Source organism: Streptomyces sp. NPDC056144, assembly GCF_042264145.1.
Classification (GTDB): domain Bacteria; phylum Actinomycetota; class Actinomycetes; order Streptomycetales; family Streptomycetaceae; genus Streptomyces.
The window spans coordinates 54,886-78,098 of sequence record NZ_JBHJVF010000018.1 but is presented as its reverse complement, the minus strand read 5'-3'; the positions used below and the strand labels follow the sequence as shown (position 1 = coordinate 78,098).

General features: G+C 71.9%; 22 protein-coding genes. 9 read left to right on the top strand and 13 right to left on the bottom strand.

Going from position 1 to position 23,213, the window contains the following annotated elements:
- Positions 1 to 29: 29 nt before the first annotated feature.
- Positions 30 to 1,577 carry a FadD3 family acyl-CoA ligase gene (locus ACFC0Z_RS33795; RefSeq protein ID WP_376446328.1) on the bottom strand — a complete coding sequence of 516 codons (1,548 nt, stop codon included), beginning with the start codon at positions 1,575 to 1,577 and terminating at the stop codon, positions 30 to 32.
- A 106-nt stretch (positions 1,578 to 1,683) separates the two neighbouring features.
- Between ACFC0Z_RS33795 and ACFC0Z_RS33790 the strand changes: the two genes are divergently transcribed.
- From ACFC0Z_RS33790 to ACFC0Z_RS33780, 3 genes are read left to right on the top strand one after another with little or no spacing between them, the layout of a single operon-like run.
- Complete coding sequence (locus ACFC0Z_RS33790) at positions 1,684 to 2,826, top strand: lipid-transfer protein (RefSeq protein ID WP_376446286.1); 1,143 nt, start codon at positions 1,684 to 1,686, stop codon at positions 2,824 to 2,826.
- 6 nt (positions 2,827 to 2,832) lie between these two features.
- A complete protein-coding gene (locus ACFC0Z_RS33785; protein ID WP_376446283.1) occupies positions 2,833 to 3,264 on the top strand; it encodes a Zn-ribbon domain-containing OB-fold protein in 432 nt (143 codons plus the stop codon).
- Positions 3,261 to 4,046: an enoyl-CoA hydratase/isomerase family protein gene (locus tag ACFC0Z_RS33780; RefSeq protein ID WP_376446282.1), complete on the top strand. Its 786-nt coding sequence runs from the start codon at positions 3,261 to 3,263 to the stop codon at positions 4,044 to 4,046. The genes ACFC0Z_RS33785 and ACFC0Z_RS33780 overlap by 4 nt, the downstream gene beginning before the upstream one ends.
- On the opposite strand, the gene ACFC0Z_RS33775 is transcribed toward ACFC0Z_RS33780, so the two are convergent.
- A complete protein-coding gene (locus ACFC0Z_RS33775; protein ID WP_376446279.1) occupies positions 4,012 to 4,608 on the bottom strand; it encodes a hypothetical protein in 597 nt (198 codons plus the stop codon). The two genes, ACFC0Z_RS33780 and ACFC0Z_RS33775, sit on opposite strands and share 35 nt — an antisense overlap.
- 130 nt (positions 4,609 to 4,738) lie before the next feature.
- Here ACFC0Z_RS33775 and ACFC0Z_RS33770 point away from each other — a divergent pair, with 130 nt between their 5' ends.
- Entirely contained in the window at positions 4,739 to 5,290 is a 552-nt protein-coding gene (locus tag ACFC0Z_RS33770; RefSeq protein WP_376446276.1) for a hypothetical protein, read from the top strand.
- Here the strand turns inward: ACFC0Z_RS33770 and ACFC0Z_RS33765 are convergent.
- Together ACFC0Z_RS33765 and ACFC0Z_RS33760 are read right to left on the bottom strand one after the other, a co-directional pair.
- Positions 5,287 to 7,716 carry a PQQ-binding-like beta-propeller repeat protein gene (locus tag ACFC0Z_RS33765; protein ID WP_376446274.1) on the bottom strand — a complete coding sequence of 810 codons (2,430 nt, stop codon included), beginning with the start codon at positions 7,714 to 7,716 and terminating at the stop codon, positions 5,287 to 5,289. The two genes, ACFC0Z_RS33770 and ACFC0Z_RS33765, sit on opposite strands and share 4 nt — an antisense overlap.
- Before the next feature lie 126 nt (positions 7,717 to 7,842).
- Positions 7,843 to 8,640 carry a VOC family protein gene (locus tag ACFC0Z_RS33760; RefSeq protein ID WP_376446272.1) on the bottom strand — a complete coding sequence of 266 codons (798 nt, stop codon included), beginning with the start codon at positions 8,638 to 8,640 and terminating at the stop codon, positions 7,843 to 7,845.
- Between the two features lie 297 nt (positions 8,641 to 8,937).
- On the opposite strand from ACFC0Z_RS33760, the gene ACFC0Z_RS33755 reads away from it, so the two are divergent.
- Positions 8,938 to 9,585 (top strand): TetR family transcriptional regulator, encoded by a 648-nt coding sequence (locus ACFC0Z_RS33755; protein WP_360811300.1) that lies wholly within the window; start codon positions 8,938 to 8,940, stop codon positions 9,583 to 9,585.
- Between the two features lie 110 nt (positions 9,586 to 9,695).
- Here the strand turns inward: ACFC0Z_RS33755 and ACFC0Z_RS33750 are convergent, their stop codons facing one another.
- On the bottom strand, positions 9,696 to 10,169 hold the full coding sequence (locus ACFC0Z_RS33750) for a nitroreductase family deazaflavin-dependent oxidoreductase (RefSeq protein ID WP_376446269.1): 474 nt from the start codon (positions 10,167 to 10,169) through the stop codon (positions 9,696 to 9,698).
- Positions 10,170 to 11,465 (bottom strand): acyl-CoA dehydrogenase family protein, encoded by a 1,296-nt coding sequence (locus ACFC0Z_RS33745; RefSeq protein ID WP_376446266.1) that lies wholly within the window; start codon positions 11,463 to 11,465, stop codon positions 10,170 to 10,172.
- A 106-nt stretch (positions 11,466 to 11,571) separates the two neighbouring features.
- On the opposite strand from ACFC0Z_RS33745, the gene ACFC0Z_RS33740 reads away from it, so the two are divergent.
- From ACFC0Z_RS33740 to ACFC0Z_RS33730, 3 genes are all read left to right on the top strand, one after another.
- A complete protein-coding gene (locus ACFC0Z_RS33740) occupies positions 11,572 to 12,756 on the top strand; it encodes an acetyl-CoA acetyltransferase (RefSeq protein ID WP_376446264.1) in 1,185 nt (394 codons plus the stop codon).
- 101 nt (positions 12,757 to 12,857) lie between these two features.
- On the top strand, positions 12,858 to 14,135 hold the full coding sequence (locus ACFC0Z_RS33735) for an FAD-dependent monooxygenase (RefSeq protein WP_376446261.1): 1,278 nt from the start codon (positions 12,858 to 12,860) through the stop codon (positions 14,133 to 14,135).
- The gene (locus ACFC0Z_RS33730) at positions 14,132 to 14,788 is read left to right on the top strand and encodes a pyridoxal 5'-phosphate synthase (protein ID WP_376446258.1); all 657 of its coding nucleotides are present in this window, start codon (positions 14,132 to 14,134) and stop codon (positions 14,786 to 14,788) included. Before ACFC0Z_RS33735 ends, ACFC0Z_RS33730 begins: the two co-directional genes overlap by 4 nt.
- 3 nt (positions 14,789 to 14,791) lie before the next feature.
- On the opposite strand, the gene ACFC0Z_RS33725 is transcribed toward ACFC0Z_RS33730, so the two are convergent.
- The 5 genes from ACFC0Z_RS33725 to ACFC0Z_RS33705 form a co-directional block, all read right to left on the bottom strand.
- A complete protein-coding gene (locus ACFC0Z_RS33725) occupies positions 14,792 to 16,684 on the bottom strand; it encodes an AMP-dependent synthetase/ligase (RefSeq protein WP_376446255.1) in 1,893 nt (630 codons plus the stop codon).
- 149 nt (positions 16,685 to 16,833) lie between these two features.
- The gene (locus tag ACFC0Z_RS33720) at positions 16,834 to 18,183 is read right to left on the bottom strand and encodes a dicarboxylate/amino acid:cation symporter (protein ID WP_376446252.1); all 1,350 of its coding nucleotides are present in this window, start codon (positions 18,181 to 18,183) and stop codon (positions 16,834 to 16,836) included.
- Between the two features lie 376 nt (positions 18,184 to 18,559).
- On the bottom strand, positions 18,560 to 19,642 hold the full coding sequence (locus ACFC0Z_RS33715; protein WP_376446250.1) for an SGNH/GDSL hydrolase family protein: 1,083 nt from the start codon (positions 19,640 to 19,642) through the stop codon (positions 18,560 to 18,562).
- A gap of 124 nt (positions 19,643 to 19,766) precedes the next feature.
- Complete coding sequence (locus ACFC0Z_RS33710) at positions 19,767 to 20,033, bottom strand: DUF4229 domain-containing protein (protein ID WP_376446247.1); 267 nt, start codon at positions 20,031 to 20,033, stop codon at positions 19,767 to 19,769.
- Positions 20,034 to 20,163: 130 nt separating this feature from the next.
- Positions 20,164 to 20,733, bottom strand: a complete 570-nt coding sequence (locus ACFC0Z_RS33705; protein WP_376446244.1) for a hypothetical protein — start codon at positions 20,731 to 20,733, stop codon at positions 20,164 to 20,166.
- A 169-nt stretch (positions 20,734 to 20,902) separates the two neighbouring features.
- Between ACFC0Z_RS33705 and ACFC0Z_RS33700 the strand changes: the two genes are divergently transcribed.
- On the top strand, positions 20,903 to 21,436 hold the full coding sequence (locus tag ACFC0Z_RS33700) for a GNAT family N-acetyltransferase (RefSeq protein WP_376446242.1): 534 nt from the start codon (positions 20,903 to 20,905) through the stop codon (positions 21,434 to 21,436).
- A 50-nt stretch (positions 21,437 to 21,486) separates the two neighbouring features.
- On the opposite strand, the gene mqnE is transcribed toward ACFC0Z_RS33700, so the two are convergent.
- Both mqnE and ACFC0Z_RS33690 read right to left on the bottom strand, forming a co-directional pair.
- Entirely contained in the window at positions 21,487 to 22,650 is a 1,164-nt protein-coding gene (gene mqnE / locus ACFC0Z_RS33695) for an aminofutalosine synthase MqnE (protein ID WP_376446239.1), read from the bottom strand.
- Positions 22,651 to 22,713: 63 nt separating this feature from the next.
- Positions 22,714 to 23,169, bottom strand: coding sequence for an Lrp/AsnC family transcriptional regulator (locus ACFC0Z_RS33690; RefSeq protein WP_169094305.1), 456 nt, complete (start codon positions 23,167 to 23,169; stop codon positions 22,714 to 22,716).
- Between the last annotated feature and the right edge of the window lie 44 nt (positions 23,170 to 23,213).

The following is a 23,213-nucleotide window of genomic DNA, read 5'->3' as shown; positions in this document are numbered from 1 at the left end:
CCACCAGTGGAGTGACCCACATCACAAGGCTACCGGCCCCGCAACTCCCCCTTCACCACCTTCCCGCTCGCGTTCCGCGGCAGCTCGTCCACGAACTCGACCTGCCTCGGGACCTTGTAGTTCGCCATCTCCCGCCGCGACCAGGCGATCAGGTCGTCCGCCGTGACCCGCGCCCCGGGACGCCGTACCGCGAACGCCTTGCCGACCTCGCCGAGCCGCGGGTCGGGGATGCCGATGACGGCGACGTCGGCGATGTCCGGGTGGAGGCCCAGGAGCTGTTCGATCTCTGCGGGGTACGCGTTGAAGCCGCCGACGATGAACATGTCCTTCAGGCGGTCGGTGATCCGGAGGTTGCCGGCGGCGTCGAGGACGCCGATGTCGCCGGTGTGGAGCCAGCCGTCCGCGTCGATCGCGCCGGCCGTCGCCGTCTCGTCCTCGAAGTAGCCGCGCATGACGTGGTGGCCCCGGACCAGGACCTCGCCCGTCTCCGAGAGGCGGACCTCCGTGTCGGGGATGGGGCGGCCGGAGGTGAGGGAGACGGTCTCGTCGCCGTCGTCGCGGCGGCACATGGTGACGATGCCGCTCGCCTCGGAGAGGCCGTACGCCGTGAGGACCGTGCCGACGCCGAGTTCGGTGCGGAGGCGTTCGACGAGCCGGAGGGGGACGACGGCCGCGCCGGTCACGACGAGGCGGAGGGTGGAGAGGTCGTGGGCTCCCCGGGAGGGGTGGTCCAGGAGGGACTGGTGGAGGGTGGGCGGGCCGGGGAGGACGGTGATGCGTTCGGCGGCGATGTTGGCGAGGACGGTGTCCACGGTGAAGACGGGCTGCGGCACGATCACCGCCCCGCGCATGAGGGAGGCGAGGATGCCGGCCTTGTAGCCGAAGGTGTGGAAGAAGGGGTTCACGACGAGGTAGCGGTCGCCCTCGCGCAGGCCCGCGAGGTCGGACCAGATCTCGTAGCAGCGCAGGCTCTGCGCGTGGCCGATGACGGCACCCTTCGGGTGTCCGGTGGTGCCCGAGGTGTAGATGATGTCGGAGGGGTCGCCGGGGTCGATGGCGTCGGCGCGGGCGCGGACCCGGACGGCCGGGACCCGGTCGCCGGAGGCGAGGAAGGCCTTCCAGGTCGTCCATCCGGTCTCGTCGGGCGCGGTGTCGCCGAGGACCACCACCTGTTCCAGGTCCGGGAGTTCGACTCCGGAGCGGCGCAGGGAGGCCACGTACGAGGTGCCGAGGAAGGTGCCGGTGACGAAGAGCAGGCGGGCGCGGGAGCGCTGGAGCACGTACGCGGCCTCGGTGCCCTTGAAGCGGGTGTTCAGGGGGACGAGGACGGCCCCGGCGGTGACCGCGCCGAGCGCCGAGACGATCCAGTCGAGGGTGTTGGGGGCCCAGATCGCGACCCGGTCCCCCGCCCGTATGCCGGTGGCGATGCAGGCGGCGGCGGCCCGCTCGACGCGTTCGCCGAGCTCGGCGTACGAGACGCGGGTGCGGCCGTCGACGACGGCCTCGCGCTCCCCGTACCGTTCGGCCGCCGCCCGTACGAGTCCGGGGATCGTGCCCCATTCCAGGTCACCGCGCATGGCCATACCCATCCTCCCCTGTAGCTGACTATCCGTCAGATTAGTTGTAACCTGACGCGCTGTCAGCAGTGATGTAGTGACGACCAGTGCTCCAGAGGGAGGCTCGGTGCTCAAGGACGCCACGGCCATCGTCGGCATAGGACAGACCGACTTCGCGAAACAGCTCCCCGAGACCGAGAAGACCCTCGCCTGCCGGGCGATCCTCGCCGCCCTCGACGACGCCGGGATCGACCCCTCCGAGGTCGACGGCTTCGCCTCCTACACGATGGAGGAGACCGACGAGGTCGAGGTCGCCAAGTCCATCGGCGCCGGCGACGTCACCTTCTTCTCCAAGGTCGGCTACGGCGGCGGCGGCTCCTGCGCCACCGTCGGCCACCTCGCCGCCGCGATCGCCACCGGACAGGCGAGCGTGGGCGTCGCCTGGCGCTCGCGCAAGCGCGGCTCGGGGCCCCGCCCCTGGACCAACACCACCGCCCAGCTCGCCACCCCCGGCCAGTGGACCCGCCCCTTCGGTCTGCTCCGCCCCTCCGACGAGATCGGCATGCTCGCCCGCCGCTACATGCACGAGTACGGCGCCACCCGCGACCACCTCTTCAACGTGGCCCTGGCCTGCCGCAACCGCGCCAACCAGAACCCCGCCGCGATGATGTACGAACGCCCGCTGACCCGCGAGATGTACATGACCGCCCGCTGGATCAGCGACCCGCTCTGCCTCTTCGACAACTGCCTGGAGACCGACGGCGCCCTCGCCTGCGTCATCGTCAGCGCCGAGCGCGCCCGCGACTGCCGACAGAAGCCGGTGTACGTCCACTCCGCCGCCCAGGGCCTGCCCTCCCAGCACCACGGGATGGTCAACTACTGGAACGACGACCCGCTCTCCGGCCCCGCCTGGACCGCCGCCCGGCACCTGTGGAAGCAGGCCGACTTCGGGCCCGACGACGTCGACGTCGCCCAGATCTACGACGCCTTCACCCCGCTCATCCCGCTCTCCCTGGAGGGCTACGGCTTCTGCAAGCGCGGCGAGGGCGCCTCCTTCACCGAGGGCGGCGCCCTGGAGATCGGCGGCCGGCTGCCGATCAACACCGGCGGCGGCGGGCTCTCCGAGGCGTACGTCCACGGCTTCAACCTCATCAACGAGGGCGTGAAACAGCTGCGCGGCACCTCCACCGCCCAGGTCCCCGACGCCGCCACCTGCCTCGTCACGGCGGGCGAGGGCGTCCCCACCTCGGCCATCCTCCTCAGGAGCTGATCGACCATGCTGACACCCGTCGCCGACACCGACGGCGCCCCCTTCTGGGAGTACGCCGCACAGGGCGAGCTCCGCGTCCAGGCCTGCGCGGCCCCCGACTGCGGCGAGCTCCGCTTCCCGCCCCGCCCCTGCTGCCCGCACTGCCGCTCCTTCGACAGCGAGTGGCGGCTCATGTCCGGGCGCGGCCGGATCTGGTCGTACGTCCTGCCCCACCCGCCCCTGCTGCCCGACTACGCCGCCCAGCCCGGCTACAACGCGGTCCTCGTCGAACTCGCCGAGTCCCCCCTCATCCGGCTCGTCGGCAACGTCGTCGCCGCCCCCGACGCACCCCTGAACTCGGTCGACGCGAGCCGGCTGCGCATCGGGGCCCCCGTACGGGTCGCCTTCACCGAGGTCGACGGGGTGACCGTCCCCCGCTGGCTCCTGGAGCGCGGATGAGCGCCCCGCTGATCCGTACCGACCGCGACAAGGAGACCGGCGTCGCCGTCGTCACCCTCGACCGGGCCGAGAAGCACAACGCCATCACCCTCGACATGGCCCGCGAACTCGCGGCCGTGTGGCGGGGGTTCCGGTACGAGGACGACATCCGCGCGATCGTCGTCACCGGCGCGGGCGGGCGGGCCTTCTGCACGGGGATCGACCGGGACTCCGTAGGGGACATCCCGCAGCCCTCGTCCCCGTACACGATCGACGACCCGCTCCTCACGATCGGCCCCAAGGCGAACGACCTGTGGAAACCGGTCGTCGCCGCCGTCGAGGGCATGGCCTGCGGCGGCGCGTTCTACCTGATCGGCGAGGCCGAGTTCGTCGTCGCCGGCGAGGGCGCGACCTTCTTCGACCCGCACACCACCTACGGGATGGTCAGCGCCTTCGAGACCATCCACATGGCGCAGCGCATGCCCTACGGGGAGATCGCCAGGATGGCCCTCATGGGCAGCGCGGAACGGATCTCGGCCCGGCGGGCGTACGAGACGGGGCTCGTCAGCGAGGTCACGGAGACCGGCGGCGCCCTGGAGGCCGCCGTCCGGGCCGCGACCGTCGTCGCGGGCCACCCGACCGAGGCCGTCCAGGGCACGGTCCGCGCCCTCTGGTCCGTCACCGAGGCGTCCCGCACCCCGGCCCTGTCCCACGCGCCGCACCTGGTGACGCTGGGGAACCTGCCGCCGGAACGTCAGGCGGGGCTGTTCACGGGGCGGGGGAAGGGCTACCGGACGCGGTAGCCGACGGGGTGACGGGGGTCTGCTTGCGCACGTCGTAGATCCAGCAGTCCTTCACCCGGTCGACGGCCTTCGGGGTCTTCATCGCGACCTCGAAGGTCTTCGTCTCGTAGCTCCCGACGGTGACGACGGTCTCGACGGAGTCCACCGCCGAGCCCGAGGCGCCCTTGAACTCCAGCGTGATCGTGTACGTGCCGGCGAGCGCGTCGTGCGAACTGATCCGCAGGGTCGCCGTGGTGTCCGCCTTGCGGGCGGGCTTGCCCTTGCGCTTCTTCTGCGCGGGCTTCACACAGTCGACCACCACCACGTCGACCTGCGAGGTCGCGGAGCTGGGAGCGGGCGAGGCCGTGGCCGTGGAGCCGCCCGAGCCGCCCGAGCTGTCGTAGCCGTTCGAGCTGTCGTAGCCGTTCGAGCCGTCGTAGTCGTCGTTGCTCTTCTTCGAGCTGGAGCAGCCGCCGCCCTTGCTCTTCCCCTTGCTCTTGCCGCTCGCGCTCGTCTGGAACCCGGTCAGCGCGAGCACCACCACCGTGAGCGTCGCCGCCAGCTTGAGGCGCGTCCGCACCATGTCCCCTCCCCCTGTCGTGTGCGCGACACCCTAGCCGGGCCCTGAGGGCCGCATGGCGGGGCCCTCGCACCCGGCGTAGCGTCGGAGGCGAGAGCCGGACCCTCGGGACGCCGACCAAGGAGGCCGACGGATGATCCGCAACGTCGTCGGCTCGGTCCTGGCCCTCGCCGGAGCGACGGCCGCCGTATGGAGCCCCTTCCGTGCCTGGTACGACGGCCGTCTCGGCCGCGCCTACGCGATCGACGAGCTGTTCACCGGCATCACGCCCACGAAGGCCGAGGTCATCGGCTCGATCCTGCTGCCGTTCGCCTTCGCCGCCCTCGTCGTCGTCCTCGGAGTCGTCCTGCGCTCGCGGCTGCTCGTGGCCCTCGCCGGGCTCGTCACCCTCGGCTTCACGGTCTTCTGGATGGTCCGGGTCGGGCAGGCCGAGGGCAGCCTCGTGGTCTCCGGCGACGGCCGGGGGCTCGGCGACGGGGTCGCCTTCGCCTTCGGCGGCGGGGTCCTGATGCTGCTCGGCGCGCTCGTCATGTCGGGCCGGCCCCGCCGGACGCACCGGGTGGACCCGCCGGAGCCCCGGCCGACCCACCCGACGCTCGACGGGCCGTCGTACGACGGCGGCGGGGAGACGCAGACCTTCCCCGTACCGCCCTGGAACAGCCCCGACGACAACACCAGGCCTTAGCGCCCCGCCGCGCCCCGTCCCGTCGCCGTGCCCTTCACCGCGTCGAGCGCGTACACGCAGCGGTCCTTGCTGCACGCGTACACGACCCCGCCCTTCGCCACCGGCGAGCCGGTGATCTCGCCGCCGGTCGCGAGTTTCCAGCGGAGCTGGCCGCCGGTCGCGTCGAGGGTGTAGAGGACGTGGTCGGCGGAGCCGAAGTGGATCCGGCCGTCGGCGACGACCGGGAAGCCGACGAGCTCGCCGCCCGCCGCGAACCGCCACCGGGGGGTGCCGGTGACGGCGTCGAGCGTGTAGAGCGCGCTGCCGCTGCCGACGTGGACGTTCCCGTCGGCGACGAGCACCGGCTCGGAGGACTGGCGGGGCTCGGTGGCGATCCGCCAGCGGTCCTGGCCGGTGGTGGCGTCGAGCGCGTACACCGTGCCGAGGTGGTCGGAGAGGTACACGCCGCCGCCGGTGACGGCCGGGCCGGGGGCGAAGGCCGGCGGGGAGAGGAAGACGGCGGGCGCCTCGAAGTGCCAGCGGACGTGCCCGCCGGCGATGTCGATCGACAGGACGCGGGTGCCGGCGGAGACGTACACGCAGCCGTCCTCGGCCGGGGCGACCCGGACGGGGACGTTGGCGCAGGAGGCGGCGTCGCCGATCGGGTACGACCAGCGCTCCACGCCCGTGCGGGCGTCGAGGGCCTGGAGCCGGGCGTCGCGCCAGACGTAGACGGTGTCGCCGTGGACGGCGGGGCCCGCCTCCGGGGTCTCGAAGTCGGTCTGGGCGCCGGTGATCTCCCACAGCTTGGCGCCGTTGGAGGCCTCCCAGCCCTGGACGCCGCCGCCGCGCGTGCCGGTGACGACGGTGCCGCGGTCGACCTGGAGGGAGTACACCCAGGCGTCGGTGTGCAGCCGCCAGCGCTCGGCGCCGTCGGTCGCGTCGAGCGCGTAGAGGGTGGGGCCGTCGGAGGCGTGGATACGGCCCGAGGCGACCGCCATCGACCAGGCGACGTCCCGGGTCTTGAACTGGCGGCGGCCGCTGCCCGTGTCGAGGGCGTGGACCTCGAAGGAGGTCACGTAGAGCAGGTCGCCGTCGACGACCGGGGTGCCCCACACGTCGTTGGACATGCGGAAGCGCCACGGGCGCCAGTGGCCGGGCTCCGGCGCGGGCTGCGGCAGCGGCTGCGCGTCCCCCTGCGGCGGTACGGAGACGGGGCGGGCGCCCGGCATCGGGCCGGGTTCGGCCCCGTGCGGGCCGCCGCCGGGCGGGCGGACCCAGCCGGTCGCGTGGCCCGCGTCGGCGCCGCGGCCGACGGCGACGGCGGCGCGGGTGTCGGAGACGCGGGGGCCCGGGCCGATCGGCACGGTGCCGCCGCCGAGGCGGACGGGGCCGCCGGCCCCGTGCTGCTCGGCGGGAAGGGCGTGCCGCCCGCCGGGGTGGCCCTGCCCGGCTCCCGCGTGCGCGGGCTCCGGGGAGCGCGGGTCGCCGCCCCACTCGGGTTCGCGGGGCGGGCGGGGCGGCATCGGCGGCGCGGTCGGGGCCGGGGTGGGACGGCCGCCGCGGCGGGCCTCGATCATGGCGGTCGCGCGGGGCGGCAGCCAGGCGGAGGCCGTACCGCTGTCGTCGCTGCCGGGGCCGAAGAGGTGCGGGGCCAGCTGCGCCTGGAGGTCGGCGGGGGTGGGGCGGCGGCTGACGTCCATCTGCATGCAGGACTCGATGAGGGGCCGGAGCTCCTCGGGCAGGCCCTCCAGGTCGGGGCCTTCGCGGAGCAGCATGAAGACGGTCTCGACGGGGTTGGCGCCGTGGAAGGGAGCGTGGCCCGTGGCGGCGAAGACCAGCATCGAGCCCAGCGAGAAGACGTCGCTCGCGCCGGTGACGCTGCGCGAGTCGCGGGCCTGTTCGGGGGACATGTAGGCCGGGGTGCCGACGGCGACGTTGGTCATGGTCAGGCGCGTGTTGGAGACGCCCGACGCGATGCCGAAGTCGATCACCCGGGGGCCGTCCTCGACGACGAGGACGTTGGAGGGCTTGAGGTCGCGGTGGACGAGGCCGGCTCCGTGGATGGACTGGAGGGCCTCGGCGACGCCGGCGGCGAGCCAGCGGACGGCCTGGGCCGGGAGCGGCCCGCACTCGTTCACTATCTCTTCGAGGGAGGGCGCCGGGACGTAGGCGGTGGCGAGCCACGGCACGGCGGCGCGCGGGTCGGCGTCGACGACGGCCGCCGTGTAGAAGCCCGAGACGGCCCGTGCGGCCTCCACCTCGCGGGTGAAGCGGACCCGGAACAGCTGGTCCTCGGCGAGCTCCGTGCGCACGGTCTTGATCGCCACGCGCCGGCCCGAGGCCGAGCGCGCGAGATAGACCAGGCCCATTCCGCCCGCGCCGAGCCGGCCCAGCACCTCGAAGGGCCCGATACGTCTCGGGTCGTGCTGCGTCAGCTGTTCCACTTGCCTGCCACCTCCCCGTACGGGCCATGAGGGTACGGCCCCGTGGCCCTGATTCTTCCTGTCCGAGGGCCTGGTTGCGAACCCGGGGGCGGATCGGGGTGTCACAGGTCATATCGGCGGCGGGGGTCAGCTCTCCCGAGGGGACTCCGCCGCCGGTTCCGCGAGGACGGCGAAGCGGGCGCCCTGGTTGTCGTGGAGGACGGCGATGCGGCCGTGGGGGGTGTCGAAGGGCGGGGTGGCGACCCGGCCGCCGAGGCGGACGGTGGTCCCGCAGGCCGCGTCGCAGTCGCGGACGGCGAAGTAGACGAGGACGTGGCCGGGCATCTCGGCGGGGAAGTCGTCGCTGATCACCGCGCGACCGCCGAAGGCTTTGCCGTCGCCGGGGCGGGAGCCGGGGGGTGACCAGACGCGGTAGTCGAAGCCGGGCTCGCGGCCCTCCTCGGCGGGGTCGATCTGACGGCCGAGGTAGCCGAAGACGGTGGCGTAGAAGGTGTCGACGGCCTCGGGGCGGCGCGTGTAGACCTCCATCCAGCAGAAGGAGCCGGGTTCGTTCGTGGTCTCGAAGCCGTCGTCGTCGCCGGCCTGGCGGAGGCCGAAGACGGCGCCGCCGGGGTCGGCGGCGAGCGCGAGGACGCCGAACGGGCCGACGGGGTACGGCTCCATGACCATCTGTCCGCCCGCGAGCTTCACCCGCTGGGCGAGGGTGCCGGCGTCCCGGGTGGCGAGGTAGAGGGTCCAGGTGGTGGGCATGCGGCCGTCGCCCTTGGGGAGGAGGCCCGCGACCCGGCGTCCGTCGAGGAGGGCCTCGTCGCGGTCGGGGTCGAAGGTCCAGCCGAAGAGCTCGCCGTAGAAGCGCTTGCCCGCTTCGAGGTCGGGAAGCTGCGCGTCCACCCAGCAGGGGGTGCCCTCTGTACGTACGGCCATGGCTTCACGGTAAAGCGGAATTAAGTGTTCCATCTGCCCGAGAATGCGAACTGGTGAGCGATTTACGGGGGCGGAACCCTTCCCGCGCCTGCGTTGTCCACCGCACTTGTCCACAGGCTGTTCATAAGCCTGTTCGGGTGAGGGCGGTCACCCGACGGTCGCCACTGGCCGGAAGCCACCCCCCGCCGCCACGCCACCGCACCCGCCCCGACCTCGGGGAAAGCCCGCCGAACAGGGTCGCACCCCATTTGCACTCGGCCGAATCGCGCGCAGATCACCCCTCGGTAAGCTGACGGCATGACAGGACAAGTACGCACCGTCGACGGCCGCGTGGCCGGGCGACGCGGCCAGGCGACGCGGCAGAAGCTGCTCGACTGCCTCGGTGAGATGCTCAGCTCCTCGCCCTACCGGGACGTCAAGGTCATCGATGTGGCCCGGAAGGCGGGTACTTCACCCGCGACGTTCTATCAGTACTTCCCGGACGTCGAGGGCGCGGTCCTCGAGATCGCGGAGGAAATGGCCAAGGAGGGAGCCGGGTTGACCGAGCTCGTCTCGGGCCGTTCCTGGGTCGGCAAGGCGGGCTGGCAGACCTCCGAGGAACTCGTCGAGGGTTTCCTCGACTTCTGGCGCAAGCACGACGCGATCCTGCGGGTCGTGGACCTCGGCGCGGCCGAGGGGGACAAGCGGTTCTACAAGATCCGCATGAAGATCCTGAACTCGGTCACCAACTCTCTGACGGACGCGGTGAAGGAGCTCCAGGCCAAGAACAAGGTCGACAAGGAGGTCAACCCGGCCGCCATGGCGGGCTCCCTGGTGGCGATGCTGGCCTCGGTCGCCGGCCACCAGAAGGGCTTCCAGACCTGGGGCGTCAAGCAGGCCGAACTCAAGCCGAACCTGGCCCTCTTGGTCCACCTGGGCATCACCGGCAAGAAGCCGACCAGATAGCCCCCACACCCCTCCCTGCTCCTCCACCCGTCCTGTCGTCGACGCCGACGCCGGTGCGCCCCCCGCCCCCACGGGAAGCGCGACCGCCGTCGGCGTCGCCGTATCAGGACCTACGATCTGCGGGTCAGCCGGAAGAGCCGGATCTCCCGGTCGATCCGCGCCTGGTACGTGGCGTACGGCGGCCAGAACTCCAGGGCCGCCTTCCAGGCCGCCGCCCGCGCCTCCCCCGTCAGCAGCTCCGCCCGTACGGGGACGTCCGCGCCCTTCCAGTTGACCTCGACGTCCGGATGGGCGAGCAGGTTCGCGGTCCAGGCGGGGTGCCCGGGACGGCCGAAGTTCGAGCCGACGAGCAGCCACTGCCCGTCGCCCTCCGGCATGCAGGCGAGCGGCGTCACGCGCGGCTGCCCGCTCTTCGCGCCCCGGGCGGTGAGGATGACACCCGGCAGCATCCGGGCGCTCATCAGCACCTTTCCCCTGGTCAGGCGGTGGATGGTCTTGTCCATCGCGGGGATCACGTGCGGGGCGACCCGGGCGAACGTCCGGGTCGAGGAGACCTTCTGTATCAGTTTCAGCCCGACGGGCATCTATGCCGCCACCTCTCCGAAGAGTCCGGTCCGTTCGGCCGCCCGGGCGCGCAGCCGGCGGGCGGGTCCGAAGAGCAGTTCGTCCGACGCGGCCCTCTTGAAGTAGAGGTGCGCCTCGTGTTCCCAGGTGAAACCGATGCCGCCGTGGAGCTGGATCGACTCGCCGGCGGTGGCGCGGAGCGCCTCCAGGGCGTGGGCGAGCGCGAGCGGCCCGCCGTCGGGTCCGGGTCCGGCCTCGCGGGCGGCGACGTACGTGAGTGAGCGGGCGGCCTCGACCTGGACGTAGAGGTCGGCGAGGCGGTGTTTGACGGCCTGGAAGGAGCCGACGGGCCTGCCGAACTGCTCGCGGGAGCCGACGTGCTCGATGGTCCGGTCGAGGACGGCCCCGGCGGCGCCGACGGCCTCGGCGGCGAGCATGACGGCGGCGGCGCGGCCGGTGGCGGCGAGCGCGCCGAGGACGTCGGCGGGTTCCTCGCCGAGGAGTTCGGCCTCGGCGTCGCGGAGTTCGACGGTGGCCTGGGTGCGGGTGAGGTCGAGGGTGGTCCGCCGGGTGCGCACGAGGCCGTCCGCCTCCCCCCTGACGAGGAAGAGGAGCGTACGGCTCCGGGCGAAGCCGCCGGTGTGGGCGGCGACGATCAGCAGCCCGGCGCTGTGCCCGTCGATGACCTGCGGGGCCTCCCCGTAGAGCCGCCAGCCGCCGCCGGTGCCGCCGGTGCCGCCGGTGCCGCCGGTGCCGCCGGTGCCGCCGGTGCCGCCGGTGCCGCCGGTGCCGCCGGTGCCGTCCGCGCCTCCGGACGGCCGGGCCTGGACCCCGCCCGCCCGGCCGCCGCCGGACCAGGCGTCGGCCGCGTTGTCGCCGGTGAGGCCGAGGGCGAGCGCGAGGGCGCCGCCCGGGACGGCGAGCGCGCAGGTCAGGCTGCCGTCGGCGATGCGCGGCAGGAGTTCGGCGCGCTGGGCGGGGGTGCCGAGGGCGGCGACCAGCGGGGCGGCGAGCACGGTGGTGGCGAGCAGCGGGGTGGGCGCGAGGGCGCGGCCGGTCTCCTCGCAGGCGAGGGCGAGTTCGGGGGGCCCGCAGCCCACGCCTCCGTACTCCTCCGGGAGCGCGAGCCCGGCGAGGCCGAGGGTGCCGGACATCCGGGCCCAGAGCCCGGTGTCGTATCCCTCGGGGGTCTCGGTGGCGGCACGGTTCTCCTGCGGTCCGGCCCGTTCGGCGAGCAGGTCCCGCAGGGTGCGGCGGATCTCCTGCTGCTCCTCGGTGAGCGCGAGGGCGAGCGAGGTGCTGTCGGGCGCGTCCATGGGACTCCCTCCGTATCTGACGGTGCGTCATGCTAGGGCGGTACGGGTGCCGTTGCCCAGAGAAGCGCCGGTCCCGATTCCATGAATCTGATGTACCGTCAGATTCATGGATGACGCCTCCCGCACCTCCCACGCCTCCGTGCGCAGCCCCCGCCGCGTCGCCGTCGTCGGCGTCTCCCTCGCCGACTGCGGCCGCGTCGACGAGGCCACCCCGTACGCGCTCCACGCCCAGGCCGCCCGGCGGGCCCTCGCGGACAGCGGCCTGGACCGCTCGCTGATCGACGGCATCGCCTCGGCGGGCCTCGGCACGCTCGCCCCGGTCGAGGTCGCCGAGTACCTGGGCCTGCAGCCCCGCTGGGTGGACTCGACCGCCGTCGGCGGCGCCACCTGGGAGGTCATGGCCGCGCACGCCGCCGACGCCATCGCGGCGGGCCACGCCAACGCGGTCCTGCTCGTGTACGGCTCCACAGCGCGCGCCGACATCCGGGCCCGGCGCCGCACCGCGAACCTCTCCTTCGGCTCGCGCGGCCCGCTCCAGTTCGAGGTCCCCTACGGGCACACCCTGATCGCCAAGTACGCGATGGCCGCCCGCCGCCACATGCACGAGTACGGCACGACCCTGGAACAGCTCGCCGAGGTCGCCGTCCAGGCGCGCGCGAACGCATCCCTCAACCCGGAGGCGATGTTCCGCGAGCCGGTCACCGTCGACGAGGTCCTCGACGGCCCGATGATCGCGGACCCCTTCACCAAGCTGCACTGCTGCATCCGCAGCGACGGCGGCTGCGCGGTGCTGCTCGTCGCGGAGGAGTACGTCCAGGACTGCCGGAAGGCGCCGGTCTGGATCCTCGGCACGGGCGAGCACGTCTCGCACACCACGATGTCGGAGTGGGAGGACTTCACCGTCTCCCCGGCGGCGGTCAGCGGCCGGCTCGCCTTCGAACGGGCCGGGGTCACCCCCGCCGACATCGACCTCGCCGAGGTCTACGACGCCTTCACCTACATGACCCTGGTGACCCTGGAGGACCTGGGGTTCTGCGCGAAGGGCGAGGGCGGGGCGTACTTCGCGGAGAAGGACCGGCTGCCGGTGAACACCGACGGCGGCGGCCTCTCGGCCTGCCACCCGGGGATGCGGGGCCTGTTCCTGCTGGTGGAGGCGGTGCGGCAGCTGCGCGGGGAGGCGCCGGGGCTCCAGGTCAGGCGCGCGGACGGCTCGCTGCCGGAGCTGGCGGTGGCCTCGGGGACGGGCGGGTGGTTCTGCTCGTCGGGGACGGTGGTCCTCGGTCGCGACTGAATCTATACAGTTGTCATAGACAGACGTGTAGGACATCCGTATAGTCATGTCTGCGGGCAGGAAGCACCCAGGCCCGCAGACACTCGACAAGGAGTCCTGCCATGACGCGCACCACGAGCTCCGCGAGCAAGACCGTCCTCATCTCCGGCGCCTCCGTCGCCGGCCCCGCGCTCGCCCTCTGGCTCCACCGCTACGGCTTCGCCCCCACCGTCGTCGAGAAGGCCCCCGCGCTCCGCACCGGCGGCTACAAGGTGGACGTGCGCGGCACCGCGATCGAGGTCTGCCGCCGGATGGGGATCCTCGACGAGATCCGCGCCCACTCCACCGACATGCGCGGCGGTTCGTACGTGGACGACGCCGGCCGCACGATCGGCGAGCTGCCCGCCGACATCTTCGGCGGACGCGTCGAGGGCGACGACGAGATCATGCGCGGCGAGCTCGCCCGCATCCTGTACGACCGGACCCGCGAGGACGTCGAGTACGCCTTCGGCGACTCGATCGCGGCCCTCGCGGAAGACGGCGAGGGCGTCACCGTCACCTTCGAGAGCGGCACCGTCCGCCGCTTCGACCTCGTCGTCGGCGCCGACGGCCTCCACTCGAACACCCGGCGGCTCGCCTTCGGCCCCGAGGAGCGGTTCAAGCGCCACCTCGGCGCATACATCTCCATCTTCTCGGCCCCCAACCACCTGGGCCTCGACCGCTGGGAGACGTACCACGCCCTCCCGAAGAAGCTCCTCTGCGTCTACAGCTCCGCCGGCGAGACCGAGGCGAAGAACCTGTTCATCTTCTCGGCGCCGCAGGACGTCCCGTACGACCTCCGGAACGTCGCCGACCAGAAGCGGCTGCTCGCCGACACCTTCGCGGGCGACGGCTGGGAGGTCCCGCGCCTGCTCGGGCACGCGGCCGGGGCCGACGACTTCTACCTCGACTCCATGTCCCTGGTGGAGATGGACCGCTGGTCGAAGGGGAGGGTCGTCCTCCTCGGCGACGCCGCCCACTGCGCCTCCCCCGCCTCCGGGCAGGGCACCGGCCTCGCCCTCATCGGCGCGTACGTCCTCGCCGGCGAACTGGCCCGGGCCCACGGCGACCACACCGTGGCCTTCGCCCGCTACGAGGAGCGGATGCGGCCCGGCGTCGAGCAGAACCAGCGGCTCGCCGAGGGCTTCGTGAAGGAGATGACGGTCGGCTCGAAGTGGAAGATCTCGCTGCGGATGCTCATGGTGCGGACCCTGCCGAAGACCCCGTGGAAGAACCTCGTCGCGAAGAAGATCCGCGACGGCATCCAGTCGGCGGCGAACGCGGTCGCGATCGAGCGGTACGAGGAGTACGAGGTGCCCACGACCCCCACCACGGTCCGGCGTCCTACCGTGGCCGCATGACCGACTTCCACCACGCCCTCCGCTCCCTCCGGGTCTGGGACACCGAGCTCCCCTCCTTCGACCCGGCGGACACCCCGGCCGAGCCCCTCGCCCTCTTCCACGACTGGTTCACCGCGGCGGTCGCGGCCGGCCAGACCGAGCCGCACACCCCCTCCCTGGCCACCGTGGACGAGACCGGCCGCCCCGACGTCCGCACGGTGATGCTCCACGACGCCGACGAGCGCGGCTGGCACTTCGCCTCGCACGCCACCAGTGCCAAGGGCCGCCAGCTCGCCGCCCGCCCCGAGGCCGCCCTCGGCTTCTACTGGCCGGTCCAGGGCCGCCAGGTCCGGGTCCGCGGCCACGTCGTCACCGGCACCCCCGAGGAGGCGTACGAGGACCTCCACGCCCGCACCACCGGCGCCCTCGCCTCGGCGCTCGTGGGCCGCCAGAGCGAGGTCCTCGACTCCCCCGAGACCCTCGCCGAGGCGAGCGCGGCGGCCTGGGCCCGGGCCGAGGCCGAGCCGGACGCCCCCTCCCCCACCTGGACGCTGTACGTGGTCGAGCCGGCCGAGGTCGAGTTCTTCCAGGGCGACGCCCGGCGCCGCCACCTGCGTCTCCGCTACCGCCGCGAGGCCGGCGGGGAGTGGACCCGCGAACTCCTCTGGCCCTGAGCCCTATTCGGCGGAGGAACCGTACATCTCGTCGATGTCCCGCTCGAAGTCCCTCAGCACCGCCCGCCGTTTGAGCTTGAGGGACGGGGTGAGATGGCCGGAGCGCTCGGAGAACTCGGTCGCCAGGAGCCGGAAGGCGCGGATCGACTCGGCGCGCGAGACCAGCCGGTTGGCCTCGTCGACGGCCCGCTGGACCGCCTCGATCAGCTCCGGGTCGCGGGTCAGCTCCCAGAGCGCGAGGTGGTCCTTGTGCCGCATCCGCCGCCAGTGCGTCAGACCGTCGTGGTCGAGGGCGACGAGGGCCGTGACGTACGGGCGGTTGTCGCCGATCACCATGCACTGGCCGACCAGCGGGTGGGCGCGCAGCCAGTCCTCCAGGGGCGCCGGGGCCACGTTCTTCCCGGCGGAGGTGATGAGGATGTCCTTCTTGCGGCCGGTGATCCGCAGGTAGCCGTCCTCGTCGAGGGTGCCGATGTCGCCGGTGGGGAACCAGCCCTCCTCGTCGGTGTAAGGCAGGGCCTGGCCGCGCTGGGCGTCCCAGTACCCGGCGAAGACGTGGCCGCCCTTGAGCCAGACCTCGCCGTCGTCGGCGATCCGGACGGAGGTGCCGGGCAGCGGCCAGCCGACGGTGCCGGTGCGGGGCCGCCGGGGCGGGGTGACCGTGGAGGCGGCGGTGGTCTCCGTCAGGCCGTACCCCTCGAAGACGTCGACCCCGGCCCCGGCGAAGAACTCGGCGAGCCGGGCGCCGAGCGGGGAGCCGCCGCAGATCACGTACTTCACGCGGCCGCCGAGCGCGGCCCTGATCCGCCGGTAGACCAGCGGGTCGTACAGCGCGCGGGCGGCGCGCAGGGAGAGCGGGGGCTCGGGCGTGCTCCCGTACCGGCGGGCGATCCGGGCGGCCCGGTCGAAGGCGGCGGCCTTCCCGCCGCGTTCGGCGGTGGCGCGGGCGGTGTTGAAGACCTTCTCCATGACGTACGGGATGGCGAGGAGGAAGGTCGGCCGGAAGGCGGCGAGGTCGGCGAGGAGTTCGTCGCCCTCGACGGAGGGCGCGTGGCCGACCCGGACCTTGGCGCGCACACAGCCGACGGAGACCATCCGGCCGAAGACGTGCGAGAGCGGCAGGAAGAGCAGGGTGGCGGGCGGCGCCTTGGCCGCCGAGGGCTCCGCGGCGAAGACGGGGTGGAGGAGCCGGATGGCGTTGTCGACCTCGGCGAAGAAGTTGGCGTGGGTGAGGGCGCAGCCCTTGGGGCGGCCGGTGGTGCCGGAGGTGTAGACGAGGGTGGCGAGGGTCTCGGGGGTGAGGAGGCCGCGCCGGGCGGTGACGGCCTCGTCGGCGATCCGCGATCCGGCCGTACGGAGCTGCTCGACGGCCCCGCTGCCGATGACCCACAGGTGGGAGAGGCCGGGCAGCCGGCGCCGTTCAGCGGAGACCATCCGGCCCTGCTCGGCGTCCTCGACGACGCAGCCGGCGGCGCCGGAGTCCTGGAGGATCCAGCGGGTCTGGAAGGCGGAGGAGGTCGGGTAGACGGGGACGGTGACGAGCCCGGCGGCCCAGGCGGCGAAGTCGAGGAGCGTCCACTCGTAGGTGGTGCGGGCCATGAGCGCGAGCCGGTCGCCGGGGCGCAGTCCGTGGGCGATGAGGCCCTTGGCGACGGCGTGGACGTCGGCGGCGAAGCGGGCGGCGGTGACGTCGTACCACTTCCCCTCCGCGTCCTTCCGCGAGAAGAGCGGGGTGTCGGGGTCGGTGCGGGCGTTGTCGTACGGCAGGTCGGCGAGGGAGCCGCGGCGGACCCGCGGCACGAGCGGGGGCAGCGAGACCTCGCGTACCCGCCCGTCGACGATCGTCTTGTGCGGCTCGACGGGCTCGGCGCCGGGCGCGGCGGTGAGGACGGACACGTGCGGCTCCTCGGTTATCGCGATGAACTGAGGTCGTGCAGGCCCTACTGCCGGTAACCCTACTGTGCGGTAGGGGTCTTGGGGCAGCCCCCGGAAACACCAAGTGCCCCCCTGCCCGGACGGGGGCAGGGGGGCACATGAGGTGTGTATCAGGCGGCGGCGGTGACCGCGCCCTTCTTCACGTCCTCGCCGTCACCGATCTCGACGAGCTCGTCGATCGGCGACGCCGACGCGTTCTCGTACTTGGTGAGGTCGAGGATCTTCTCGCGGGCGGAGACGATCACCGGGACGAGGGACTGACCGGCGACGTTGGTCGCGGTGCGGACCATGTCGAGGATCGGGTCGATCGCCATGAGGAGACCGACGCCCTCCAGCGGGAGACCGAGGGTGGAGAGGGTCAGCGTCAGCATGACCGTCGCGCCGGTCAGACCGGCGGTGGCCGCCGAGCCGATGACCGAGACGAAGGCGATCAGCAGGTAGTCGCCGATGCCGAGCTGCACGTCGAAGATCTGCGCGATGAAGATCGCGGCGAGCGCCGGGTAGATCGCGGCGCAGCCGTCCATCTTCGTGGTGGCGCCGAACGGGACGGCGAAGGAGGCGTACTCCTTCGGGACGCCGAGGCGCTCGGTGACCCGCTGCGTGACCGGCATGGTGCCGACGGAGGAGCGGGAGATGAAGGCCAGCTGGATCGCGGGCCAGGCGCCCTTGAAGAAGTACAGCGGGTTGACCTTGGCGACGGTCGCGAGCAGCAGCGGGTAGACGCCGAAGAGGACCAGGGCGCAGCCGATGTAGATGTCGGCGGTGAAGGTCGCGTACTTGCTGACGAGGTCCCAGCCGTAGTCGGCGATGGAGAAGCCGATGAGGCCGACGGTGCCGAGCGGGGCGAGGCGGATGACCCACCACAGCGCCTTCTGGAGGAGCTCCAGGATCGACTCGGAGAGGGTGAGGATCGGCTTGGCGCGGTCGCCGAGCTGGAGGGCGGCGATGCCGGCGACGGCGGCCATGAAGACGATCTGGAGGACGTTCAGCTCGGTGAACGGCGTGATGACGTCCGTCGGGATGATCCCGGTCAGGAAGTCGATCCAGGAGCCCTCGCGCTTCGGCAGCTTGCCGTCCGCCGGGGTGAGGCCGGTGCCGGCGCCCGGGTTGGTGATCAGGCCGATCGCGAGGCCGATGGCGACCGCGATGAGCGAGGTGATCATGAACCAGAGCAGCGTGCGGGAGGCGAGCCGCGCGGCGTTGTTCACCTTCCGCAGGTTCGTGATCGACACCAGGATGGCGAAGAAGACGAGCGGGGCGACGGCCAGCTTGAGCAGCTGGACGAAGATGTCGCCGATGTAGCCGAGGGTGTCCTTCAGCCAGACGACGTCCTGGCTGCGGGCGATCCAGCCGAGCAGACCGCCGAGGACGAGACCGGCGATGATCTGGGCCCAGAACGGGACCTTGGGTATCCGGAAGCCGGACGAGGGCGCGGTTGAAGACTGCGCGGACACAGACACACTCCACGGGTGCGTATCGGAAAGAAATACGGAACGGGCGTGCGGCACCGGGCGCTCAACGCGCGGGCCGCTGCATGATGCCGGGTCAGAGCTCGCGGCAACAGACCGCGGACATACAGCGGCACAGATCGACATGCAGGCGCGCCACGAGCGGGGTGCTCGCGGCAAGAGAGAGGCGCACTGATGTCTTCATGCCGAACAAGCTAGCACTCATGCTTTGAGAACCTCAAAGCCATTCTTTGGGATACGGGAATCGGCCGTTCCCCTCCGAAACGCAGAAACCCCCAGGTCGGAGCCGTGGAAGGCTCGACCCAGGGGTGAGGGACCCACACCCGTGTGTCCCTTTATGTGAGGAACCTTACGGTCCGCTTATGCGTCAGGTGAGCGCGGCGCGGACGGCGGCCTCCACCTGCTGCGCCGCGTTCGCGTGCCCGGCGGCGTTCGGGTGGACGAGGGTGCCGCGGTTGCCGTCGGAGCACTTCAGGGTGGCGACACCGAGGTTCACGTCGGTCGGCCAGTACGAGGCGGCCTCACCGCAGACACCCTCGACCCACTTCTCGGCGCGGGAGCCGCAGGCGTCGTGACCCTTGCTGGAGGTGGCGACGTCGACGTACGTGTCACCGCTCAGCTCGGTGACCGCCTGGATGATGGCGTTGAGGTGGGTGTTCACCTCGCCGAGCCAGCCGATGTCCCCGTGGGTGACGGAGATCTTCCCGAGACCCTCCACGTCCGCGGCGAGCTCGGTGGTGTCCGCGCGGTCGCAGGTGGTCGGGTCCTCGGGGAGGATCGTCGGGTAGCCGACGGTGACGACCTTGGCGTTCGGCGCCTTCTCGTGCACGGCCCGGATCATGCCCGCGTACTCCCGGGTGACCCGGTCGTACTTGTCGTAGATCGACTCGGGGTCGAGGAACGGGCCCCCGGCCTCGTACGCGTCCCGGCACGGGGTCGCCTCGTCGGGCTGGCCGATCCCGGAGACCAGGCAGGAGGTGAGCATCTTGCCGAAGGGAAGGCTGTTGCCTCCGACGCCGACCGTCACCACGTCGGTGCCCGCGCCGAGCTTCGCCCGCTCGACCTGGACGTCGACGGAGGGCCAGCCGTCCTCGGGGGCCTCGACGGGGCTGATCGGGGTCTGCCGGTTCTGGGCGATGTCCCCGATGACGGCGGCGCCGCAGCTGACGTCGGCGAGCGTCACCGTGCGCCCGCCCGGCTTGTCCGCCGCGAGGGCCGCGTTGACGAGGTTCGGGTACGAGCCGGTGGTCCGGTCGCAGCCGTCGCGGTCGGCGCTGCCGAGCGCCGGGCTCGGGTCGCCGACGAAGACGCCGGCGGTGTACGAGTCGCCGAGCGCGGCCCACTCGACCGGCTCGGGCGCGGCCGAGGCGGACGGGGGGACGGCGGTCGCGAGTGCGAGCGCGGCGAGCGCGCCCAGCGCGACGCGGCGGACGCGGGACGAGGAAAACATGCGGCTTCTCCTGGGGAGCGAGCTAAACGATCACTACGCTCCCCACTCAAGCGGTCACGTTCCGTGACACGCCAGCGGGAGCATGATCATTCACTCCACCGGGTCGACTACCGCACCGGGAGGGTTAAAGCGCGTCTTCCTGGGACCGGTTGGCCGCGAGGCGGGCCTTGTTGCGCTCCACCTTGGCCACGACCTCGGCGCTCGCCTGGTCCCGGACCTTGCGGAGGAGGACGAAGCTCAGCGGCGCGGAGATGACGATGGCGAGGACGAGGACCCAGAGCAGGTTCGAGTCGCCGAGACCGCGCGGCAGGACGCCGGCGTAGACGAGGCCCCACAGGGCGAGGAAGCATCCGGCGAAGATGCCGAACCGCATCAGCGTGTAGCGGAGCATGTCAGTCAGTCCCGTCTTCCGTTCCGAAAAGGCCCCCTACGGGACGAACGCCCCGCCCCAGTGAAGCACGGGGCGGGGCGTTCTCCGGGAGCGGGGTGCGGACCCGCCTTCCGGAGGATCCGCAGGGGCCTCAGATCAGCCAGCGGTTGTTGCGGACGATCGGCAGCTGGGCCCACTTGGCGCCCAGGCCGTAGTAGCTTCCGGCGCCGGTCGCGGCCGTGATCAGGAGGACCAGGGCGATCATCCAGTGGCTGTCCATGAAGGGATTGGTGCCCGGCCACAGGGTGGTGAGCCACATGAAGGCCATCATGAGCGTTCCGCTGACGGCGGCGACGCGCATGCCGATCCCGAGGATCATCGCGAGGCCGACGCCGAGGAGGCCGGCCATGAAGAGGGTGTCGAGCCACCAGGTCCCGGCGACCGAGTCGAAGACGTGCGCGAAGGGTCCCTGGGTGCCGTGGAGGAGGAAGCCCTCGGTGGGGCTGCCGCCGTTGACCCAGGCTCCGGCCGACGGGGTCGACTTGCCGAGGCCGAAGAGCTTGTCGAGGAACGGCCAGAGGAAGAAGAAGCCGACGAGGACCCGCGAGGCGGCGAGCAGTCGGCGGGTGCCGGCCGAGCGGACGAGGACGTCGTCCTGGCTTCCGGGGTGGCCACCGAGGGCGGCACGGCGGGTGGTGCGTTCCGGGGTGTGGACGGCCATGACAGACCTTCTTCCGTGCTCCTCGGGATCCCTCCCGAGGGGGCCTTGTGAATACATTCACAAGCTACGCCCCTTCTTTATGCCTCAACTACCGCCGAAGGTCCCGAACCGGACGGCCCAAGGTCGCCACCTCTTGAGCGATTCGCCAAGTAATAGATAAACTTCCCACATGACCCTTACTTTCGAGGTGGATCCGGCGGTCGACCCCGCCCTGCGCGACGGCCTGCTCTCCCTCTGGGCCGACGTCTCGAACGCGGGCGGCGCCGTCGGCTTCGTACCCCCCGTCACCCCCGAGGAGATCCGCCCGGCCCTGCGCAAGCACCTCGTCGGCATGGCCGAGGGCGGCACGCGCCTGCTCGTCGGCCGCGACGAGGACGGCGAGGTGGCCGCCACCGCGTTCTTCACCTTCAACACCCACCCGCTGATGGGCCACTGGGTCTGGCTCTACACGGTGATGGTCCACCCCCGCCACCAGGGCAGGGGGTACGGCCTCGACCTCATGGCGGCGGCCGAGCGGACCGCCCGTACCGCCGAGGGCTTCGAGGCGATCGAGGCGATCCGCCTCACCTGCCGGGGCGGCACCAGCGTGGACGCCTTCTACGCCCGCGCGGGCTACAAGGAGGTCGGCCGGGTGCCGGGCGCGATCCGGGTGGCGCCGGGCGACGACCGCGACGACATCGTCATGCTCCTCCCCCTGAACTGAAAGAGGGGCCGGTGGGAAAACCCACCGGCCCCTCTCACGCCACGCGGACGTCAGAACCGCATCGGCTGCGGCGCCTCGCGGCGCTCCGCGTCCGGACCCGGGTACTCGCGGATGATCTCGTACCGCGTGTTCCGCTCGACCGGCCGGAAGCCGGCGTCACGGATCAGTTCGAGCAGGTCCTCGCGGCCCAGCTTGTTCGGCGTGCCGTAGTTGTCGGCGTCGTGCGTGATCTTGTACTCGACGACCGAGCCGTCCATGTCGTCCGCGCCGTGCTGGAGCGCGAGCTGCGCGGTCTGGACGCCGTGCATGACCCAGAAGACCTTGACGTGCGGCACGTTGTCGAAGAGCAGCCGGGAGACCGCGAAGGTCTTCAGCGCCTCGGCACCGGTCGCCATCGTCGTGCGCGCCTGGAGCTTGTTGCGGACCTTGCCGTCCTGCATGTCGACGAAGTCGTGCTGGTAGCGCAGCGGGATGAAGACCTGGAAGCCGTTCGTCTCGTCCTGGAGCTCACGCAGCCGGAGCACGTGGTCCACGCGGTGGCGCGGCTCCTCGATGTGCCCGTACAGCATGGTCGCCGGGGTCTTGAGCCCCTTCTCGTGGGCGAGCCGGTGGATCCGGGACCAGTCCTCCCAGTGGGTCTTGTGGTCCACGATGTGCTGGCGGACCTCCCAGTCGAAGATCTCCGCGCCGCCGCCGGTGAGGGACTCCAGACCGGCCTCGATCAGCTCGTCGAGGATGTCGCTCGCGCTCAGCCCCGAGATCGTCTCGAAGTGGTGGATCTCCGTGGCGGTGAAGGCCTTGAGAGAGACGTTCGGCAGGGCCTTCTTGAGCTCGGAGAGCGAGCGCGGGTAGTACCGCCAGGGCAGGTTGGGGTGCAGCCCGTTGACGATGTGGAGCTCGGTGAGGTTCTCGTTCTCCATCGCCTTCGCGAGGCGCACGGCCTCCTCGATGCGCATGGTGTACGCGTCCTTCTCGCCCGGCTTGCGCTGGAAGGAGCAGTAGGCGCAGGAGGCGGTGCAGACGTTGGTCATGTTCAGATGCCGGTTGACATTGAAGTGGACCACGTCGCCGTTCTTGCGGGTCCTGACCTCGTGGGCCAGACCGCCGAGCCAGGCGAGGTCGTCGGACTCGTACAGGGCGATGCCGTCCTCGCGGCTCAGCCGCTCACCGTCCCGGACCTTCTGCTCAAGTTCGCGCTTGAGTCCAGCGTCCACTACGGCCGCCTCCCTCTGTTCTCTCCATGACCGTCCCCGTTTTCAGGCTTCCCCACCGTACTCTCAGGCCTCTTCGGGGAGGTCTCCGACCCGGTTTTCCCACTTGGTCGAGAGCACGATCGTCGTACGGGTCCGCGACACGCCCTTCGTGCCGGAGAGGCGGCGGATCGTCTTCTCCAGGCCGTCGACGTCGCTGGCGCGCACCTTGAGCATGAACGAGTCGTCGCCGGCGATGAACCAGCAGTCCTCGATCTCGGCCAGGTCCTTCAGCCGGCGGGCCACGTCCTCGTGGTCGGCGGCGTCGGAGAGGGAGATGCCGATGAGCGCCGTGACGCCCAGGCCGAGCGAGGCGGCGTCGACGGTGGCCCGGTAACCGGTGATGACCCCGGCCGCCTCCAGGCGGTTGATCCGGTCGGTGACGGACGGGCCGGAGAGCCCGACGAGCCGTCCGAGCTCGGCGTACGAGGCACGCCCGTTCTCCCGAAGGGCCTGGATGAGCTGCCTGTCCACGGCGTCCATAGGTATAGGCCTTCCATTATCCAGCGATACCGCGAGTTTAGGTG

Bases quoted from the DNA above. Each gene is read 5' to 3' on its own strand.
- ACFC0Z_RS33795 (WP_376446328.1), bottom strand. From the start codon at position 1,577: ATGCGCGGTGACCTGGAATGGGGCACGATCCCCGGACTCGTACGGGCG.
- ACFC0Z_RS33785 (WP_376446283.1), top strand. From the start codon at position 2,833: ATGCTGACACCCGTCGCCGACACCGACGGCGCCCCCTTCTGGGAGTAC.
- ACFC0Z_RS33780 (WP_376446282.1), top strand. From the start codon at position 3,261: ATGAGCGCCCCGCTGATCCGTACCGACCGCGACAAGGAGACCGGCGTC.
- ACFC0Z_RS33775 (WP_376446279.1), bottom strand. From the start codon at position 4,608: ATGGTGCGGACGCGCCTCAAGCTGGCGGCGACGCTCACGGTGGTGGTG.
- ACFC0Z_RS33770 (WP_376446276.1), top strand. From the start codon at position 4,739: ATGATCCGCAACGTCGTCGGCTCGGTCCTGGCCCTCGCCGGAGCGACG.
- ACFC0Z_RS33760 (WP_376446272.1), bottom strand. From the start codon at position 8,640: ATGGCCGTACGTACAGAGGGCACCCCCTGCTGGGTGGACGCGCAGCTT.
- ACFC0Z_RS33755 (WP_360811300.1), top strand. From the start codon at position 8,938: ATGACAGGACAAGTACGCACCGTCGACGGCCGCGTGGCCGGGCGACGC.
- ACFC0Z_RS33750 (WP_376446269.1), bottom strand. From the start codon at position 10,169: ATGCCCGTCGGGCTGAAACTGATACAGAAGGTCTCCTCGACCCGGACG.
- ACFC0Z_RS33745 (WP_376446266.1), bottom strand. From the start codon at position 11,465: ATGGACGCGCCCGACAGCACCTCGCTCGCCCTCGCGCTCACCGAGGAG.
- ACFC0Z_RS33740 (WP_376446264.1), top strand. From the start codon at position 11,572: ATGGATGACGCCTCCCGCACCTCCCACGCCTCCGTGCGCAGCCCCCGC.
- ACFC0Z_RS33735 (WP_376446261.1), top strand. From the start codon at position 12,858: ATGACGCGCACCACGAGCTCCGCGAGCAAGACCGTCCTCATCTCCGGC.
- ACFC0Z_RS33730 (WP_376446258.1), top strand. From the start codon at position 14,132: ATGACCGACTTCCACCACGCCCTCCGCTCCCTCCGGGTCTGGGACACC.
- ACFC0Z_RS33715 (WP_376446250.1), bottom strand. From the start codon at position 19,642: ATGTTTTCCTCGTCCCGCGTCCGCCGCGTCGCGCTGGGCGCGCTCGCC.
- ACFC0Z_RS33710 (WP_376446247.1), bottom strand. From the start codon at position 20,033: ATGCTCCGCTACACGCTGATGCGGTTCGGCATCTTCGCCGGATGCTTC.
- ACFC0Z_RS33705 (WP_376446244.1), bottom strand. From the start codon at position 20,733: ATGGCCGTCCACACCCCGGAACGCACCACCCGCCGTGCCGCCCTCGGT.
- ACFC0Z_RS33700 (WP_376446242.1), top strand. From the start codon at position 20,903: ATGACCCTTACTTTCGAGGTGGATCCGGCGGTCGACCCCGCCCTGCGC.
- ACFC0Z_RS33690 (WP_169094305.1), bottom strand. From the start codon at position 23,169: ATGGACGCCGTGGACAGGCAGCTCATCCAGGCCCTTCGGGAGAACGGG.